Source organism: Streptomyces broussonetiae, from assembly GCF_009796285.1.
GTDB lineage: Bacteria > Actinomycetota > Actinomycetes > Streptomycetales > Streptomycetaceae > Streptomyces > Streptomyces broussonetiae.
The window spans coordinates 7,982,683-8,000,575 of sequence record NZ_CP047020.1 but is presented as its reverse complement, the minus strand read 5'-3'; the positions used below and the strand labels follow the sequence as shown (position 1 = coordinate 8,000,575).

Below are 17,893 nucleotides of genomic sequence, written 5' to 3'. Positions count from 1 at the left end.
CTCACTTCCCGTCGAGGTCGGGCAGCGTGTTGGTGAAGTCCACATGGTGAATGCGCTGCATTTCGGCCCAGTTCAGCTTGGCGTCGTGGTTCTCGTGCCGGACGAGAAGACCGCCGTCGGCGTGCATCATGTCGTCCCATTCCTGCACGGCCGGGTGCAGGTCATTGGCGCGCAGGAAGTCGCGCGTGGGATCGAAGTGGTCCTCGGCCTCGACGTACATGAAAAGCGTCAACGGCTCGATGAAGAAGATCTGGAGCTTGCGGACGCCGATGGTGTCGAGCGCACCGCCCGGGGCGACAATCTCCGGAATGGCCTCACGGTGCAGCGCGATGTACTTCTCGGCGGCGGCGTCGTCCTTGAGCCGGATGGTGAAGGCGTGGTTCTTCATCGATTGAACTCCTTGGCGAGAGAAAGCAGGTTCTGGTAGGTGTGGTGCACTTCGGTCCACGTCTCGTCGTCGAGCACATGCCGGCTCGGCCCGCGCACATGCGTGCTCTTGACGATTCCGCGCTCCTTGAGGAAGCGCTTCGCGATGGACAGGTAGTAATCGGTGCTGTTCATCATGTGGCACATCAGGTACGAGAGGGGGTGGCCGATCCGCTCCGCCTCCGCACGCCTGCCCTGTTCGAGCAAATTCCAGAGGGCTATGACGATTTCGGCGATCTCGGTGGCGGGAATGGTGCCCGTCAGGCCTCGCCGGTGGCAGTCGAGCAGCATCATTCCGCCGTCGCCCTCGAAAATACGGGCCCGGCCTCCGGTCGCGTCGCGCAACTGGCTGACGCGCGGCGGGGTGGGCTGCGCCTCCGGCTTGAAGAGGACCCGCTCCTCGCCGTACTCCTCCAGCAGCTGCACCTGGGCGGCGATGCTCAGCGGCTGCTTCGCCAGGCTCTTGGCGTGGTGGACGATGACGGGGATGTCGACGGCCTCGATGACCTTGCTGTAGTAAGCGACCATGCCCGCGTCGTCCAGCGGAATCGTCGCCGGGTGCATGACAAGAAGGGCGTCGACGCCGGCCTCCTGCGCGTGGCGCGAGTACTCCACCGCGGCGTTCGGGGTCTCGGCCCCCGTGCTCATGATGGACACGCCGCGACCCCGGGCCGCCTTGGCCGACAGCTCGGCGACCCGCAGCCGCTCCTCGTGGGTCAGGCGCAGCACCTCCGAGACCTGGCCCACGACGAAGCCGTCACAGCCGACGTCGAACATGTGCTCCGTCTGAGCGAGGAAGTCGTCCTCATCGACCCTGGCGCCGTCCTCCGTGTAGGGCATGAGGACGACAGGGAGAACCCCCTTGATGTCATGGGTCATTCACATTCACCTCTCACTTGGGCCACTTGGGCATGGCGGGGTACGGCAGTCGGCGGCGGACTCCCGTGGAGCTGGCGACGGACGTACTGCGACGGACTTGGTGACGGGCCGCGACGGCGTGGCGCTCAGCGGTCGCCGAGGAGCCGGGCCGCTTCCTCGGCGGCCCACGGGGCCATCTTGAAGCCGCCGCCGTTGAAGCCGGTGACGAGCATCAGCCCGGCCTCCCCGGGGACCCACGCCACTCGCGCGCGTCCCTTCGGGGCATAGCACTCGGCGGCCCTGAAGCCTCCGAGTGACGCACTCCCCCCGACCCATCCGAAGCGCCGCGCCCCTGCCTTGAGGGCGAGCCGGGACTGGTCGGGGTCCACGACGGTGCGTCCCACCGGCCCTTCGATGCGATACCCCGTGGGATGGCCGAGCAGCATCCCGGCGGAGTCCGGGTCCGGCCTGCCGTTGACGTCGTACACGTCGTCCATGTACGCGGGATGATCCGCGACGGAACCGTTGGGGCTGCGCAACTCGACCTGGATCGCCTGTGCCCACAGGTCGTGCCGGACGCCCCAGGAGTCGAGCAGCCGCGGCGTATGGGCGCCGGCGGCGAGGACGACCGCGTCGGCCGGTATCTCGCCCGCGGTACCGCGCACCCCTCGAACCCGCCCTCCCGTGCGGGTCAGGCCGTCCACCCGGACGCCTTCCAGTACCCGGCCCCCCTTGCGGACGCCGGCCCGGACGAGCGCACGCGTCGTCTCCAGGGCATCGAGATAACCGGCTTGCGGCTCCCAGACCGCGCCCTCGACCGAACTGCTCAGCACATGGCCGAACCTGCGCTCCGCGTCGGCACCCGAAAGCCACTCGGCCGGAGCGGACTGCGCGATACGGTCCGTCAGCATCCGGGCGTGTTCGAGCCTGCTCGGATGCGGAATATAGAGAAATCCTGTCCGATTAAACGCTACATGAATTCCGGTGCGCCGGGAGAATTCACGGTAGAAAGACAGGCCCAGAATCGAACGATCGACAAGGACAGGGTCGTCGTGATAACAGCGCACAATGCCGCCGCTCCAGGCGGTGGTGCCGAGCCCGATGCGGTCCTGCTCGACCAACAGTACTTTTCGGTTGCGACCTGCGAGTTCATGAAATAAGGCCGCACCCATGATGCCACCACCGACTATGACAGCGTCCAGAACTTCAGGCTCGCCCAGGCCCAAATACACGGAACCTTCCCCCATACAGCCGCCAAAGGTGCAACTGGATCACGCGGACAGCCAGGTGAACAATGGATTCCGTTTGTTCCCCGATGGCTTCCCTGACTAATGACCTTGGCACCCCCGTTTAATACTTGATCAAGCTCCGCAAGTAGAACACACGAGCTTGAGCCTCGACAAGTGACCGTGATCACGAGGGGTGGATGTTTTCGCGGACACCAGCCTTACATCCAGCTAGGACCGACTTTTGATCGGATGGTTACTGACCGGGTCAAGTGCGGCATAGCAGCTGTATGGGGGTTTGAAGTCGCAAGCCCGTACGGATCTCGGAGGAATCCGGCGCGGGGCCCTGTCCGGCGCGATCGGCCGGACAGGGCCCTGGGCTCAGCTCACTTGCACTGGCCGGTGCGCGGCCCGTTCACGATGACGCTGCCGCGGCAGCCCCCGTCGCCCGAGCGGGCTCCGGCCGGTGGTGGGCGCCGCTTGCGCGAGGCGGCGACGCCGTCGCGCCGGGACGGTCGACGACGTCCGCCGCGGAGGAGCAGCAGAGGGACGGCGTCGGGAGCCGTCAGCCCGGCCCACTCTCGCCGAGCCGCGGCGGGGGTCGGGGACGTGGTGGACGGGTCCCCCGGCTGCCGCCCGTGGGCGTGAGGAAAGGACCCGTCATCCGCACAACGGGTGGGAGGGTGCGTCATGGGTCAACTCCTCGTGGCGCAGGCGGCGGCGCCGGTGAGAATGGGCGGGCGAGGCACAGGTATCGGGAGATGGGCGAGACGTGGCGGATATGACGGGCGAGGGGCGTTCGGTGACGCTGCAGGGGATCGCCGAGCGGTTGGGGTTGCATGTCTCGACCGTCTCGCGGGTGCTCAACGGCCCGGCAGACGAGCGGGGCCGGGCGGCGTCGGGCGAGACGGCGCGCCGGATCCGGGAGGTGGCCGAGGAGTTGGGCTACCGTCCCAACCCGCACGCCACCAGCCTGCGCACCCGGCGCAGCAACCTCGTCGGAGTGCTCTTCCCGCGGCTGTCGGAGATCGTGGTCGCCACCGTCTACGAAGGCATCGAGGAGGAGGCGACCGAGCGGGGGCTGTCCACCTTCGTCACCAACACCCATGACGATCCGGCGGTACAGCGTGAGCGGATCGCGATGGTGCTCGGCCGCCGGGTGGACGGGCTGATCATCGGCGACGCGCATCTGGACGGCGCGGCGCTCGCCTACCCAGCACTGGAGCGGACCCCGTTCGTCCTCGTCAACCGCCGCAGCGCAGCCGACCACCCGGCGGTGACCTGTGACGACTACCTGGGCGGGCGGCTGGTGGCCGAGCACTTCCTGGCCCTGGGCCACCGGGAGGTCGCGGTCATCGCCGGGGAGCCGTTCGCCAGCACCGGCACGGACCGCACCGCCGGTTTCACCGACCGTTACCGCCAGGCAGGCCTCCCCCTGCCCGCCCACCGGGTCCACCACTGCCCCTTCGACACCACCGGCGGACGCCGGGCAGCCCTGGCCCTGCTCAGCCGCCCGGACCGGCCCACTGCTGTCTTCGCCGTCAACGATCTCGCCGCGATCGGCGCGATGGGCGCGGCCCGCGACCTCGGCCTGCGCCTCGGACAGGACCTGGCCCTGGCGGGTTTCAACGACACCCCGCTCGCCGCCGAACTACCCGTCCCCCTCACCAGCGTCCGCTCGCCCATGGCGGAACTCGGCAGGATCGCCGTACGCCAGCTCCTGCTCCGCATCGCCGGCGAGAAGGCCGCCTCGCAGCGGCTGCACCCCGAACTGGTGGCCCGCGCATCCACCGGCTCCGCGCTCGGACCGCCCCTACGCTGATCCCACCCGCTGCTTCGTCCCCTTTGCACTCCCCGCCAAGCGCACCCGATGCCCACGTACCCAAACGATTGCGCCAAACGTTTGGGTACGTCAACCTCGGTACATGAACGCAGTGTTGAGCTTTCCGTCGAGAGCCATCCAGGAGGCAGAGATGCGCATTCCCCCCAACCGTCGGACCTCGCTGCCGGCCCTGGCGATCATGGGCGCACTCCTGAGCGGGTGCAGCGGCAGCACGCACTCCGCCACGGATCCCCTGAAGCATCCGTGCACACTCCTCGACACCGCGGAGGGCAGAGCCGTAGTGCAGCCGTCGACGGGAAGCGGCGAGGAGATCGTGAACCACGAGGTGAGCGAGTGCGCCCACAAGGAGGCGGACCTCTACGTCGCCCTGGCACACGCGCCGTACACCCGGACGTCGTTCCAGCACGTGGTCGACGGCACCTGGGGGAACCGACCTGCCGTGCGCAAACCCGGCCTCGGTGACGCCGCATACGGCTTCCGCGAGTCGGGGCACGAGCCCGCCCTGCTCGACGTCCTCAAAGGCGACCGGCTCGTTCAGATCACCGCGCCCACCCTCGCCACCGCCGAACGGACGGCTCGAGCCGTCCTGCAAGGCCTGGCATGAACAGACGCAACCGATGCGCCGGCTTCAGCCGAGACCCTCCCCCGCCGGCCAGGTGGCTTCAGGCACGCATGGTGGCGACGCCGGAGTCTGCCGTCCCCGGCGGGTCCGGCGTACCCAACCTAGACTCAAGGGGACGGAGCTCACCGCGAGACGGCCCTGCCGGCGACTCGGCCACCGGTTCGTGCGCAGGGCAGGGGATGCGCATGTCAGGTCCACGAACGAGACGCGCACGTGTGGGGCTGGTGCCCCTTACTGCCGTCGCTGGTGGGCTGCTCGCCCTGCTGATCGGGCTTGCCTTCACGATGCTGCTCTGGTCGATCATCGGGCTCGGCGAGTCGGCGGCTGCCGACCGCCGCACAGAGACGGCGCTCGCCCAGGCGAGGACGGTCGAGGGACTCGTCGTCGACCTGGAGACAGGCCAGCGCGGCTTCGTCATCACCGGGGAGAAGCAGTTCCTCGAACCATGGCAGACCGCACGGACCACGTTCTCCGGCCAGGCACAGGAACTGGTGCGCCTCAGCACCACCCCCGGCCAGAGGACACTGGCCCAGCAGATCAGGCAGGCCGGCGAGTCCCTCATCCACGACTACTCGATTCCGCTGGTCGCGGCTGCGGGCCGTGGGGATGCCCGGGCACGCGGCGTGCAGTCGACGCTGGAAGGCAAGCGGCGCGTCGACGCGCTCAGGAAGCAGTTCGACCGGTACGACTCGACCCAGGAAACCCTGATCGCGGCGCGTGAAAGCGCGGCCAATTCTGACGCCCGGGAAGCGGTCGTGGCGGCGTCGATCGGCCTCACCGGCTCCATGCTCCTCATCGCGACCTTCGCCGGGTACGTGATCCGGGCCGTTGTCTGGCCGGTCCGCAAGGCGGCCGGCGTGGCGTCCCGGCTCGCCGACAGCGACCTCTCCGTGCGGATGCCCGAAACCGGCAGGGGCGAGATCGGGCAGCTCGGGACGGCGTTCAACACCATGGCCTGCTCGCTTGCGGAGAGCCGTGAGCAGACACGTCGAACCCACCTGCGTCTGGAACTGTTGTACGAAGTCGGCATTGTCATCGGCACGACTCTCGACGCGAAGCAGACCGCACAGGAACTGGTACGCATGCTGGTCCCACGCTTCGCCGACTTCGTCACCGTCGATCTTGCCTTGCCCGCCCTGCTCATCGACGAGCCGCTCGCCGACCACGGCGCATGGGCTCGCCGCGTCGCACTGGGCGGTGTCCGCGATGACCCCCCGCTCGACCCTGTGGGCTCACAGATCACTCTCGCGACCGCGAGCGCGACCTTCGTACCCGACCTTCGCACCTCCTCCGTATGGCAGGCCCAACACGGCCAAGAGGCCCGCACGCTGCTGGACTACGGCATGCACTCGCTGATCACCGCCCCGCTGTACTCACGGCGCACGCTTGTGGGTGCGGTCGGCCTCTGGCGAGCGGAGAACCCCAGCCCGTTCGCGGAGGACGAGCTGTCCGATGCCGAGGAAATCGCGGCCAAGGCCGCCGTGGCGATCGACAACGCCCTCAGCTACGCCCGCGAGCACGACACAGCTCTGACACTGCAGCGAAGCATGCTGCCCCGCAGCTTCAACCCGCCCGACGGCATCGAGATCGCCCACCGCTACCTGCCCGCCTCCGACGCCAACGAGGTGGGCGGCGACTGGTACGACGTGGCCGCCATGCCCCCCGACAAGGCCGCCCTGGCCATCGGCGACGTCATGGGGCACGGCATCCCCGCAGCCGCCGTCATGGGGCAGATGCGCAGCACACTCCGCGCCCTGGTCCGCATGGACCTGCCCCCCGACCAGCTGCTGCACCACCTTGACCAGGCAATCCAGGACCTCGACGGCCCGATCCTGGCCACATGCCTCTACGGCGTCTGTGACGCCGCGGCCAACCGCTGCCGGCTCGCCCGGGCCGGACACCCCCCACCTGCCCTGATCACCCCCGACGGCACGGCCCACCTCATCGACCTGCCCCCTGGCGCACCACTCGGCATCGGTGGCATCTCCTACACGACCACCGAGATCCCCATCGCTCCCGGGACCGTGCTCGTCCTCTACACCGACGGGCTCGTCGAAGCCCGAGAGCACGACCTCGATGAGCGCCTGGAGGAGCTGACCCACCTCCTCGCCGGTATCCATCCGTCCCTCGACGAGCTGGCCGACACCCTCATCAACCGCCTCGCCCCGACCCCCGCACAGGACGACATCGCCCTCCTCATCGTCCGCATCGGCACCGCGATCCCCTGAGCCCGATGAGATCCACCGGCTCGGACCCGGGCCGAGAGCGGTCACGTCAGGTCGAGTTCCAGTACGGTGACCGAGAGCGGAGGCACGGTAGTGGTGAAGGACGCTGCCGCGCCGGTGACGGTGCTCGTCCTGGGCACCAACGTGTCCGGTTCCGTCAGCGTGTTGGTGGCGGTGCGCGAGGTGCCGGTCAGGACCGTCACGGTGGCACGCCTCTTGACCCCCTTGGCCAGTCCCTTGAGTTCGACCGGCACGATCGCCTTCTCCGTCCCGCAGTTGACGACCGCGAGGTGGAGGCGGTTGCCGGAACGGGTGGCCACGGTGGCGAGGCCGGGCAGCGCACGTGCGGTGGCGGGCAGCACCGTGGTGCCGAGCCTGCTCGTCAGCATGTGCTGTGCCCAGTAACTGGGTGACGCGTAGCTGGTGAGGTTGTCGTAGGCGATCAGGTTCGTGGCCCAGACGTTGTTCTTGACGTGTGAGAAAAGCGGCGCGTAGCACTCCATGAGGACCTGGTCCGAGTTGCGGATCAGCCCCGCCAGCCAAGCGGCGTCGCCGAGTGCCGCGTTGAGGTCGGGTGTGGGGCGGCCCTCCTGCGCCGCCCACTCCCCGACGAACACCTTCGTGGAGTTGCGGTCCCGGTTGTCGTACTTGTGGGTGGAGGCCTGGGCGGCGGACGGCGCCAGATAGTAGTGCTCGTCGATCAGGTCCGGCGTGCGGCTCGTCACGGGCGTCGTGGCGATCAGCTTGAGATGCGGGTACTTCGCCTTGATCGCGTCGTGGAAGGCCGCGAACCGCTCGTCGTAGGACCCCGAGGAGTCGAACCAGTCCTCGTTGCCGATCTCCACGAACTCCAGCGCGAACGGCTCCGGATGTCCGTCGGCGGCACGTCGTGCGCCCCAGGTGCTGGTGACGGGGCCGGTGACGTACTCGATCTCGTCGAGTGCGTCCTGGACGAACGGCCGCAGCGCGTCGCCGGTGACGTGTTCGCCCTTGAGCGAGTAGCCGGCGTAGACGGCGAGGACCGGCTGGGCGTGCATGTCCTCGACCCATTCCAGGTACTCGAGGAGTCCGAGGCCGTCCGTCGACCAGTAGCCCCAGGCGTCGTCCGGGTGGCCCGGGCGCTCCCAGACCGGGCCGATGGTGTTCTTCCAGTTGAACCGTGTCGCGATGGTGTTGCCCTCGATGAAGTTGCCGCCCGGGAAGCGCAGGAACTTCGGCCTCAGAGCGACCAGTTTGTCCATCAGGTCGATGCGCAGGCCGTTGGGCCGGTCGTTGTAGGTGGGCGGGAAGAGGGACACGTGCTGGAGCCACAGGGTCTCGCCCGCGGCGGCGGGGTCGGCCGTGGTGATGGTCAGCCTCGCGTCACCGACCACCGGGGTACGCGAACCGGTGCGCAGGCTCAGCTCGAACGGCCGGCCGGGGAAGGCGGTGCCGATGTGGGGCACGTGGGCGGAGGCGTACACGGCCCTGCCGTCGGCCGACTCGATGGCCACCGTGAGCGGGCCGATGCGTCGCGACGCCTTGGCGAACAACCGGGCGGTGTAGGTGGTTCCGGGCCGCACCGGTATGCCCCAGAAGCCGTCGTTGGCGACACCCGCCCGGCTTCCTGCCCCCGCGCTGCTCGGCAGCACGACCTTGAGGGAACGGTTGAGCGCGGTGTTGAGGGGGGTGGCGGTGTCGAGTGCGAGGGTCGCCCCGCCGACGCCGGACCAGTGGACGGGCGTGGTGTCGTCGGCCATCATCGCGCGGTTCTGCACCAGTTCGGCGTAGATGCCACCCTCGCCGGAGTGGTTGATGTCCTCGAACATCAGACCCGGCAGGACGGGTGACACGGCATGCGCGGGGTTGCCGACGTCCACACTCAGCAACGGCGTCGTGGCGTCCACGGGGACTCCGGCCAGCGCCGCGATCTGGTCGGAGGTGAGGACGGACGGGAACATCCACACGTCGTCGATCAGCCCGTTCCACTGGTCGACGTGCCCACCGCCGTAGAGCGCACGGCCGACGGCGGTGTCGCCACTGCCGGCCCAGCCCGCGCCGTAGGCGGTCTCCCCCTCCAGCACCCCGTTGACGTAGAGGCGGATGACGCCGGCGGTCGGGTCGCTGACTCCCGCCAGGTGGGTCCAGGTGCCGGTGGTGGGCGCCGAAGCGGCGGCCGCCACCGCGGCGTTCTGGGTGGCGTCCGAGCCCAGCCGGGCGAAGGCGAAGGTGCCGGTGTCGTCGCGCAGCCCCAGGTAGAAGGAGCTGACGACCTTGCCGTCGATACTGACGGCGGTCTGGTAGCCGCCGAGTTGGGCGAGATTGACCCAGGCGCTCACCGAGAACGCCTTGGAGGTGTCGAGGGCCGGCCCGGACGCCGTGGCGTTGCCGCCCGCCGTGAGGCTCAGGCTGTGCGTGCCGACCTTGCCGGTGCCCCAGCCCGCCGCACCCTGGAGCGTCGCGGTGCGACCGTTGCCGGAGGACTCGGCGGCAACGGTGCCGGAGCCCTCGTCGAAGGTCCAGTGCGCGGCTGCGGCGGGGAGGTCCGCGACAGTGGCGTCTGCGGTCGTGCGGGTGAGTTCGGCGGCCCCGGCGGGAGCGGCGGCGAAAGTCCCCGCGAGGGAGACGGCGCCCAGGACGGTGAGCACGGTTCTGCGGGGCACTCCGGCTTCTGAAGGCATGCAGCCCATTCCTTCGTTCGATATCCCGTACGGTGGTCGACACTTCGAGCAGCTGGGATCTTAGGGTCTTGGCGAGTTCCGTCAACACCCCTTGCACGGCAATGCTTTTGCAGGCCCCGTCGACCCCGCGGCTCTCAAAAGACAACGGCGTCCGAGGTCTTGCGCCGCTCTCACCAACCGGCAACACTCCTCATGCCAACAGATTCGCACATAATTCAAACCTCTGAAGCCACGAGTTCTGGTGCAAGTGGTTGGCATTCGGGGGGCGATCAGCTTGCTGGAGGACCAGATGAAGGCTCATGGCCCGGGTCGCCGGGCAGCCAGACGTCGCTTGTCGGTCGCTGCGACCATCGCCCTGATGTGCGGAGTGGGCATCGGCGCGCAGCCCGCGGCGGGCGCCGTCCCGGCCTCCTCCGCCGCGTCCGCCGCGGCCTCACCCGCGACACACTCGGTGACGTACGACGGCTACTCGTTCATGATCGACGGGAAGCGGACGTACCTGTGGTCGGGAGAGTTCCACTACTTCCGGCTGCCGAGCCAGGCCCTCTGGCTCGACACACTGCAGAAGATGAAGGCGGCGGGCTTCAACGCGGTGTCGCTCTACTTCGACTGGGGCTACCACTCCGCGGCACCCGGCGTCTACGACTTCACCGGCGTCCGCGACGTGGACAAGCTCCTCGACATGGCCAACGACCTGGGCGTCTATGTCATCGCCCGGCCGGGCCCGTACATCAACGCCGAGGTCGACGGGGGCGGTTTCCCCGGCTGGCTCTCCACCAAGGCCGGCAACACCCGCACCTCCGACCCTGAATACCTGAAGTACAGCGACGAGTGGCAGACGCAGATCGACCGCATCATCAAACGCCACCAGCTCACCGACGGCACCGGGTCGGTCATCGAGTACCAGGTGGAGAACGAGTACTACCACGGCTCGGCGGCCGGCCGTACCTACATGAAGCACCTGGAGGACAAGGCGAAGGCCGACGGCATCACCGTGCCGCTGGTCGGCAACAACAACGGCACCTTCAACACCGGTGACGCCGCCCTGGACGTGGACGGCGCCGACTCCTATCCGCAGGGCTTCAACTGCTCCGATCCCACAAAGTGGAACGGTGTGCCCGACATCGGCTACGACCATGCGGCCGGAAAGCCGCTGGCAACCGCCGAGTTCCAGGGCGGCGCCTTCGACCCGTGGGGCGGCCCCGGCTACGACAAGTGCGCCCAGCTCATCAACGACCGGTTCGCCGACGTGTTCTACAAGCAGAACATCGCGGTCGGCGCCACCTCGCAGAGCTTCTACATGACCTACGGCGGCACCAACTGGGGCTGGCTGGGCATGCCGGAGAACTACACCTCCTACGACTACGGCGCCGCCATCCGCGAGACCCGCCAACTCGACCCCAAGTACGACCAGGACAAGCTGATCGGCTACTTCACCCATGCCGTCGCCCCCCTGACCAAGACCGACGCGCTACCCGCCACCCCCACCGACAACCCGAAGATCGTCGACACCGCGCGCGCCAACCCCGACACCGGAACGCAGTTCCATGTCCTGCGGCACGCCGACTCCACCGCCACCAGCAGCGACAGCGCCCATGTGACGATCGACCTCGGGGCCCACCCCGGATACACCTACGACGACCCGGACCCGGCCCTCACGTACACCGGCGGCTGGTCGCACGTGGGCGCGGAGCAGAACTACACCGGCGGCGACTACCAGCACACCGAGTCGTTCTCGAACACCGCCGGCGACACCGTGTCCGTGCCCTTCACCGGCACCGGCGTGAAGTGGATCAGCAACCTCGACACCAACCACGGCATCGCCGACGTCTACCTCGACGGCACCAGGGTCAAGACGGTCGACACCTACGGCGCCTCCAAGCAGAACCAGTACGTGGCGTACCGGGCGAGTGGCCTCGCCAAGGGGCCGCACACCCTGAAGATCGTGGTGACCGGAACCAAGGGCCCCGCCGCCTCCGGCACTTTCGTGACGGTCGACGCCGTCGACGTGACCACCGGCTCCGCCGCGACGGCGCCCGTCTACACCGTCCCGCAGCAGCCCGGCACCGCCCTCACCCTGGACGGCCGCGAGTCCTCGATCATCGTCGCGAACTACGACCTGGGCGGCAACCACCTCCAGTACTCCACCTCGCAGATCATGACCAACGCGACGATCGCCGGACGGGATGTCGCGGTGCTCTACGGCGACCACGGCTCGGACGGCGAGACGGTCCTGCACTACGCGTCCAGGCCGACGGTGATCTCCACGGGCGGCGCCGTCACCTCCACCTGGGACCCGGCCAGCGGTGACCTGCGCCTGAACTACCGGCACACCGGCCTGACCCGGGTCACCGTCACCGCGGGCTCCCACCCGCTGCTCCTGCTGCTCGCCGACACCTCGACGGCAAGGACCTTCTGGCGGCAGGACACCGCGTCCGGCCCGGTGCTGGTCCGCGGCACCCACCTGCTGCGCGGAGCAGAATCCACCGGTACCACCCTGCGCCTGACCGGCGACACGGGCAGCGACGGTTCGCTCGAGGTCTTCGCCGACGCCGACTCGCTGACCTGGAACGGCACATCGGTCCGCACAACGTCCTCGGCGAGCGGCAGCCTCACCGGCACCGTGCCCACCGCCGCCCCTGTCACCCTGCCGGCCCTGACCGGCTGGAAGCACATGCAGGAGTCCCCCGAGGCACAGCGCGGCTTCGACGACTCCACCTGGCAGGTGGCCGACAGGACCACCACCCACAGCACCACACAACCAGGCAGCCTCCCCGTGCTGTTCGCCGACGACTACGGCTTCCACACCGGCAGCACCTGGTACCGCGGCAGGTTCACCGGCACCGGCAAGGAGACGGGCATCACCCTGGCCACGCAGAGCGGCGGCCGGGCCGCAGCCTCCTCGGTCTGGCTCAACGGCACCTTCCTCGGCAGCTCCACCGCCGACGGCCAGAAGACCTACGGCTTCCCGGCCGCAGCGGTCAGGACCGGCGGCGACAACGTGATATCCGTGCTGACGGTCAACATGGGCCACGAGGAGGACTACAACGAGTCCAACGGCAACAAGGCCGCCCGCGGCCTGACCGGCGCCCTCCTCGACGGCAACCCGCTGAACACGGTCACCTGGCGACTGCAGGGCGTCCGTGGTGGCGAAACCCCCGTCGACACCGTACGCGGGCCACTGGCCACCGGCGGTCTGTACGGTGAACGGGCCGGCTGGATGCTGCCCGGCTACCCCACCGGCAACTGGACCCCGGCCACCCTGCCCGCCACCGACACCACCCCCGGCGTCTCCTGGTACACCACCGACGCCGCCCTCGACCTGCCCAAGGGACAGGACACCTCGCTCGGCCTGACCATCACCGACGACCCGTCGCGCAAGTACCGCGCCGAGATCTACGTCAACGGCTGGGACATGGGCAACTACGTCAACTACCTCGGCCCGCAGCACAGCTTCCCCGTCCCCGACGGCATCCTGAACCCGAACGGGAACAACCGGATAGCCATCGCCGTATGGAACCTGGACGGCTCCACCGGCGGCCTCGGCAAGGTCGCGCTGACCGACTACGGAAGCTACGCGTCCTCGCTGAGGGTCCCGCAGAACGACAGCCCGCGCTACGACCGGACGCGGTACGCCATGCCCGCCGCGCCAGGCGCGCGCCTCACCCTGAACGCCCCCGGGTCGGCCGGCGCCGCACAGCACTTCACCGCCACCGCGACCTTCCAGGTGCCCGCAGGCGCACCACCGGCCTCCGGCGTGACGGCACAGCTCGCCGCACCCGAGGGCTGGACGGTCTCCCCGAAGCCCGCGCCCAGCACTGCCCGGCGGATCGCGCCCGGCGCCTCCGTGACCTTCGGCTGGGAGGTCACCACGCCTGCCGGCATGGCGAAGACCAACGCGCTGAACGCCACTGCCGCGTTCGTCCAGCGCCACCGGTCCGCCACCGCCACCGACGAACGGATCGTCGCCACCGTCCCACCCCCGCCGCCTGCCGGGACCGACCAGGTCAGCGACCTGCCGTTCCTGTCGGCCACCAACGGCTGGGGCCCGGTCGAACGCGACCAGAGCGTCGGCGGCACCGCGGCGAACGACGGCACACCACTCGAACTCGGCGGCACCGTCTACGCCAAGGGCCTGGGCACCAACGCCGCCAGCGACGTCCTGGTCCACCTCGCCGGACAGTGCAGCAGGTTCACCGCGACCGTGGGCGTCGACAACGGTGACCCCGGCACCGTCACCTTCTCCGTCCTCCTCGACGGCAAGGTGCTCACCACCATCCCTGTCCTCAACGGCAGGTCGGCGCCCCGTACCCTCGACGTCCCCGTCACCGGCGGGCAGGTCCTCGACCTGTCCGTGGGGGACGGCGGCGACGGCAACGGCAACGACCACGGCGACTGGGCGAACCCGGTGCTGACCTGCGGATGACCTCGGATTGAAGTGGTGCGCCGGGTGCCGGGCAACCGGCGCACCACCGAGCCGCAGCCCTGTCGCCGCCGCTGCGCCCAGCTGGTCCGCTGAAACAGGGAGAGAGATTGTTCACCACGTGCGGACGGGGCCCTCACCGCGGCACGGGATCATATCCAGTCTTTACGTTTGAAGACCCAGTAGAGCAGCCCGGATGCGACGACCATGACACCGGTGGACGTGAGGAAGCCGACGTGGGTGTTGACACCCGGATACGGGACGTTCTGTCCGTAGAAACCGGTGACGGCCGTGGGCACGGCCACGATCGACGCCCAGCTGGTGACCTTCTTCATGATCAGGTTCATGCGATTGCCCTGAACCGTCAGATTGGTCTCCATGATGGACGTGATCATGTCCCGCAGTGACTCGGTCCACTCGGTGGCCCTGAGGACGTGGTCGTACACGTCCTGGTAATAGGGAAGCAAAGGCTCGGCGACGACGTGCAGGTCGCGCCGGAGAAGGCTGTTGACGACCTCCCGCATCGGCAACACCACGCGGCGCAGTCTGGTGAGGTTCTTGCGCAGCGCGTAGGAGTCCCGCTGGACGGAGTCCATCTGCTCGCGCCCCTCGTCGAAAAGCAGATCCTCCACCGCTTCGATACGGTCGTCGAGGTCCTGCACGGCGGCGAAATGCCCGTCAACGATGTGGTCCAGCAGCCCGTGCAGCAGGAATCCCACTCCGTACTTGGCGAGATCGCTGTTGTTGTCCCAGCGTTCGACGACCTTCTCGATGTCGAACCGGTGGTCGGGGCGGATGGTGATCAGTGCTGTGGGCGTGATGAACACCGACAGTTCACTTGCGGTCAGCTGCCCACCGGTCTCGTCCGCGCTGATGGCGTAGGCGCTGAGGAAGGCATGGGTGCGGTAGCGGTCCAGCTTCGGCCGCTGATGCTCGTGACGCGCGTCCTCCACCGCGAGTTCGTGCAGACCGAACTCCTCGCTGATCATCGCGAAGTCCGCCGAACACGGATCGCACAGGTCGAGCCAGACCGCCACATCCGGATCGTTCACGTATTCCGAGATGTCAGCGGTCGGAAAGTCCTCCAGGATCAGGGAGCCGTTGCGGTAAAGCCGTGTACGAGTCATGGCGACGCACCATAAGCCGCCTCGGTAAGAAGCCCCCTGTGCGCTCCTTGCCGCCCGCGGGTGCGGGGCTCCGCCGTCATCGGGGCCCCGGTCACCCACGACGGCGTGACCGGGACCCCGGGATCAGATGTCGCGGAAGGTGCCGCCCGCCGCTAGTTCCGGTACCGGAACACGATCCGGCCGCGCGTCAGGTCGTACGGCGGAAGCTCCACCAGCACCCGGTCCTCCAGCATGATCTTGATGTAGTTCTTGCGGATCTTCCCGCTGATGTGCGCGAGCACCCGGTGTCCGTTCTCGAGCTCCACGGTGAACATGGCGCTGCGCAGGCACTCGACGACCTTGCCCTCGACCTCGATGACGTTCTTGTTCCTCGTCATCGCACCAGCTCCAGGTTGCTGCTCATCGGCCGGGCGCCGATGCCCTCGAACAGTGCCGAGGCTGCTTGGTTGGACTCGTGGACCTCGGTCCAGGCCGCGGCGGCTCCGGAGCGGTGCAGCGTCCCCAGTGTGTGGGCCAGCAGCGCCCGCGCGATGCCGCGGCGCTGCTCGCCGGCCCGGACCGCGACCAGCCCGATGCGCGGCCGCTTCACCCTCACCACCCGGATCAGACCGAGGTAGCGGTCCGGCGCCGCGGCCACCGCGTACTTCGACGGGTCGACGACGGTGTCGCCCTGGGGGCGGGGAATCACCTCCGCGGGCATCGACCGCCACCCGACGCTCGCCTCGACTTCGTCACGGATCGCGCGGTCCACCGCCCGGAGCAGAGCCTCGTCCGCCTGACCGGCGGGCACGATCGTCACGCCCGAAGGCGGCAGGACTGCTTCGAGCCCTGTGACCCGCGGGTCGGTCGGCACGACGTACTCCCACTCGCGGCGCCGTATCGTGAAACCGGCTCGCCGCCAGCCGGCCGTCAGCTCGACGTCGGCTTCGTCGACCACCGTGTACAGCGGCGCCGGCAGTTGCATCAGCATCGCCTCGGCGAGCCGGTCGAAGGTGGATTCGTGCCAGGCGTCGATGCTGACGAACAAGCGGCCGTCGGGCCGGTGTTCCGCATGCCCGCGGCCGACCACCAGGTCGTCTTCCAGTGCATGCCATTGCCTGTCCGCGACGCGCGTGATCATCACCGCGTTCTCGCTCAGGCCGGATGTGAAGGGCTTCGTGTTCATCGGAGTCTCCTCCCAGGAGTGCCTCGATCTCAGGCGCTCCTGGCGACACCGAACGTCAGCCGCCGGACCGTGACGGGTTGAGGGAGCACCCATGGGTGACTGTGTTCACGGGGCTCACCTCCATACGACGACTTCACGGTCCACCACGAAAGTAGCAGCGGGCCGCCGCCTCGCTCAAACCCTTTCCCGGGAAGGAACGCCCGAACCCGGCCCCGGGTGCGGGGAACACCGGTACCACCAGCACCGGGTACTGCGGTGCCCGTACGCACGCTCCGTTCGAGGAATCCAGCACTAGCTCACTTTCACGGCCACCGTCGAGGACTCCGCCGACGCGGGCGCGATGTGCGTCCAGCCGCGGTCCGAGGCGCCGCTGCTCCACCGGCGGTTGCCGAACGTGACCGACGAGGCGTGCAGCGCGGGGGCGTGACAGACCAGCCACAGGGCGAGGGACCAACCCGTGGCTGCGTCGGAGACCGGGTACTCGACGCTGTCGCCGGTCGCGGGGTTGGCGATCGGCACTCCGCCGAACTCCCGCCGGACCACTGCAGCGACACCGCCACCGCCCTGACGCACGGCACCCGCCGCACCGCTGCCCCGACCTGCCACGGCATTGTCGACGCCGGTCCCTGCGTCGGCCTGGGCGGGATCGGCCCCGCTCCTGCCCACCGTGCTGACCGTGCAGGTCAGTGCGGGCCCCTCCTGTCCCGTCAGCACGTCGGCCAGCGTCGTGGCCGTGGCCTCATGTGATGCGTAGGCCTCCGGGTAGCCGCTGTGCTGGACATCCTGTGCGGCGACGGTGACCGGCAGGTCGACGTAGCCCTGCACCTTGACCAGCGCGTCGAAGAACTTGCCTGCAGCGTAGACAGGGTCGCGGATCTCGGCGGGGCTGCCCCAGCCCTGGGACGGGCGCTGCTGGAACAGACCGAGGGAATCCCGGTCCCCGTTCGCGAGATTGCGGAGTTTGGACTCCTGTATCGCGGTCGCCAGGGCTATGGTGACGGCCCGTTCGGGCAGGCCGCGTGCGTGGGCCACGGCCGCGATGGTCGCGGCGTGGGCCGCCTGGTCCAGATCGAGCGTGACGGTCGTACCGTCCGTGCCGTGCGCCGTGCATTCGTCGGACGTCGCCGAGCGGATGAACCGGACGGCGAGATAGCCCACGAGCGCCAGGACCACGCCCACCCCGATCACCACCGGCCACAGCCTGTGGCGCCCCCGCCTGCGCGCTGCCGCCACGCCAACCCTCCTCTTACCTGCTCTCGGCTACAGTTCAGTTGCGTTATTGCGCAACCATATAACCTTGCTGACCGTGGCCCGGCGC

12 protein-coding genes are annotated in these 17,893 nt (G+C 68.8%); 4 read left to right on the top strand and 8 right to left on the bottom strand.

Annotation, left to right across the window (positions count from 1 at the left end; translation table 11 throughout):
- Nucleotide 1 precedes the first annotated feature (1 nt).
- From GQF42_RS36630 to GQF42_RS36620, 3 genes are all read right to left on the bottom strand, one after another.
- Nucleotides 2-388 (bottom strand): L-rhamnose mutarotase, encoded by a 387-nt coding sequence (locus GQF42_RS36630; RefSeq protein ID WP_158927113.1) that lies wholly within the window; start codon nucleotides 386-388, stop codon nucleotides 2-4.
- On the bottom strand, nucleotides 385-1,305 hold the full coding sequence (locus tag GQF42_RS36625) for a dihydrodipicolinate synthase family protein (protein WP_158927111.1): 921 nt from the start codon (nucleotides 1,303-1,305) through the stop codon (nucleotides 385-387). The genes GQF42_RS36630 and GQF42_RS36625 overlap by 4 nt, the downstream gene beginning before the upstream one ends.
- Nucleotides 1,306-1,430: 125 nt before the next feature.
- A complete protein-coding gene (locus GQF42_RS36620; RefSeq protein ID WP_158927109.1) occupies nucleotides 1,431-2,516 on the bottom strand; it encodes an NAD(P)/FAD-dependent oxidoreductase in 1,086 nt (361 codons plus the stop codon).
- A gap of 775 nt (nucleotides 2,517-3,291) precedes the next feature.
- Between GQF42_RS36620 and GQF42_RS36615 the strand changes: the two genes are divergently transcribed.
- The 3 genes from GQF42_RS36615 (at nucleotide 3,292) to GQF42_RS36605 (ending at nucleotide 7,203) form a co-directional block, all read left to right on the top strand.
- A complete protein-coding gene (locus tag GQF42_RS36615) occupies nucleotides 3,292-4,332 on the top strand; it encodes a LacI family DNA-binding transcriptional regulator (protein ID WP_158931004.1) in 1,041 nt (346 codons plus the stop codon).
- A gap of 151 nt (nucleotides 4,333-4,483) precedes the next feature.
- Nucleotides 4,484-4,957, top strand: coding sequence for a hypothetical protein (locus GQF42_RS36610; protein ID WP_158927107.1), 474 nt, complete (start codon nucleotides 4,484-4,486; stop codon nucleotides 4,955-4,957).
- A 242-nt stretch (nucleotides 4,958-5,199) separates the two neighbouring features.
- Complete coding sequence (locus tag GQF42_RS36605; protein WP_158927105.1) at nucleotides 5,200-7,203, top strand: SpoIIE family protein phosphatase; 2,004 nt, start codon at nucleotides 5,200-5,202, stop codon at nucleotides 7,201-7,203.
- Between the two features lie 41 nt (nucleotides 7,204-7,244).
- On the opposite strand, the gene GQF42_RS36600 is transcribed toward GQF42_RS36605, so the two are convergent.
- Nucleotides 7,245-9,860, bottom strand: coding sequence for a LamG-like jellyroll fold domain-containing protein (locus GQF42_RS36600; protein ID WP_158927103.1), 2,616 nt, complete (start codon nucleotides 9,858-9,860; stop codon nucleotides 7,245-7,247).
- Nucleotides 9,861-10,191: 331 nt separating this feature from the next.
- Between GQF42_RS36600 and GQF42_RS36595 the strand changes: the two genes are divergently transcribed.
- Entirely contained in the window at nucleotides 10,192-14,286 is a 4,095-nt protein-coding gene (locus GQF42_RS36595; RefSeq protein WP_325100383.1) for a beta-galactosidase, read from the top strand.
- 149 nt (nucleotides 14,287-14,435) lie between these two features.
- Here GQF42_RS36595 and GQF42_RS36590 read toward each other — a convergent pair whose 3' ends face one another.
- The 4 genes from GQF42_RS36590 to GQF42_RS36575 form a co-directional block, all read right to left on the bottom strand.
- Complete coding sequence (locus GQF42_RS36590) at nucleotides 14,436-15,410, bottom strand: magnesium transporter CorA family protein (protein WP_158927101.1); 975 nt, start codon at nucleotides 15,408-15,410, stop codon at nucleotides 14,436-14,438.
- Between the two features lie 152 nt (nucleotides 15,411-15,562).
- Nucleotides 15,563-15,787: a translation initiation factor IF-1 gene (infA, locus tag GQF42_RS36585; RefSeq protein ID WP_123099872.1), complete on the bottom strand. Its 225-nt coding sequence runs from the start codon at nucleotides 15,785-15,787 to the stop codon at nucleotides 15,563-15,565.
- Entirely contained in the window at nucleotides 15,784-16,575 is a 792-nt protein-coding gene (locus GQF42_RS36580; protein WP_158927099.1) for a GNAT family N-acetyltransferase, read from the bottom strand. The genes infA and GQF42_RS36580 overlap by 4 nt, the downstream gene beginning before the upstream one ends.
- Nucleotides 16,576-16,866: 291 nt before the next feature.
- Nucleotides 16,867-17,808: a heavy metal transporter gene (locus GQF42_RS36575; protein ID WP_158927097.1), complete on the bottom strand. Its 942-nt coding sequence runs from the start codon at nucleotides 17,806-17,808 to the stop codon at nucleotides 16,867-16,869.
- Between the last annotated feature and the right edge of the window lie 85 nt (nucleotides 17,809-17,893).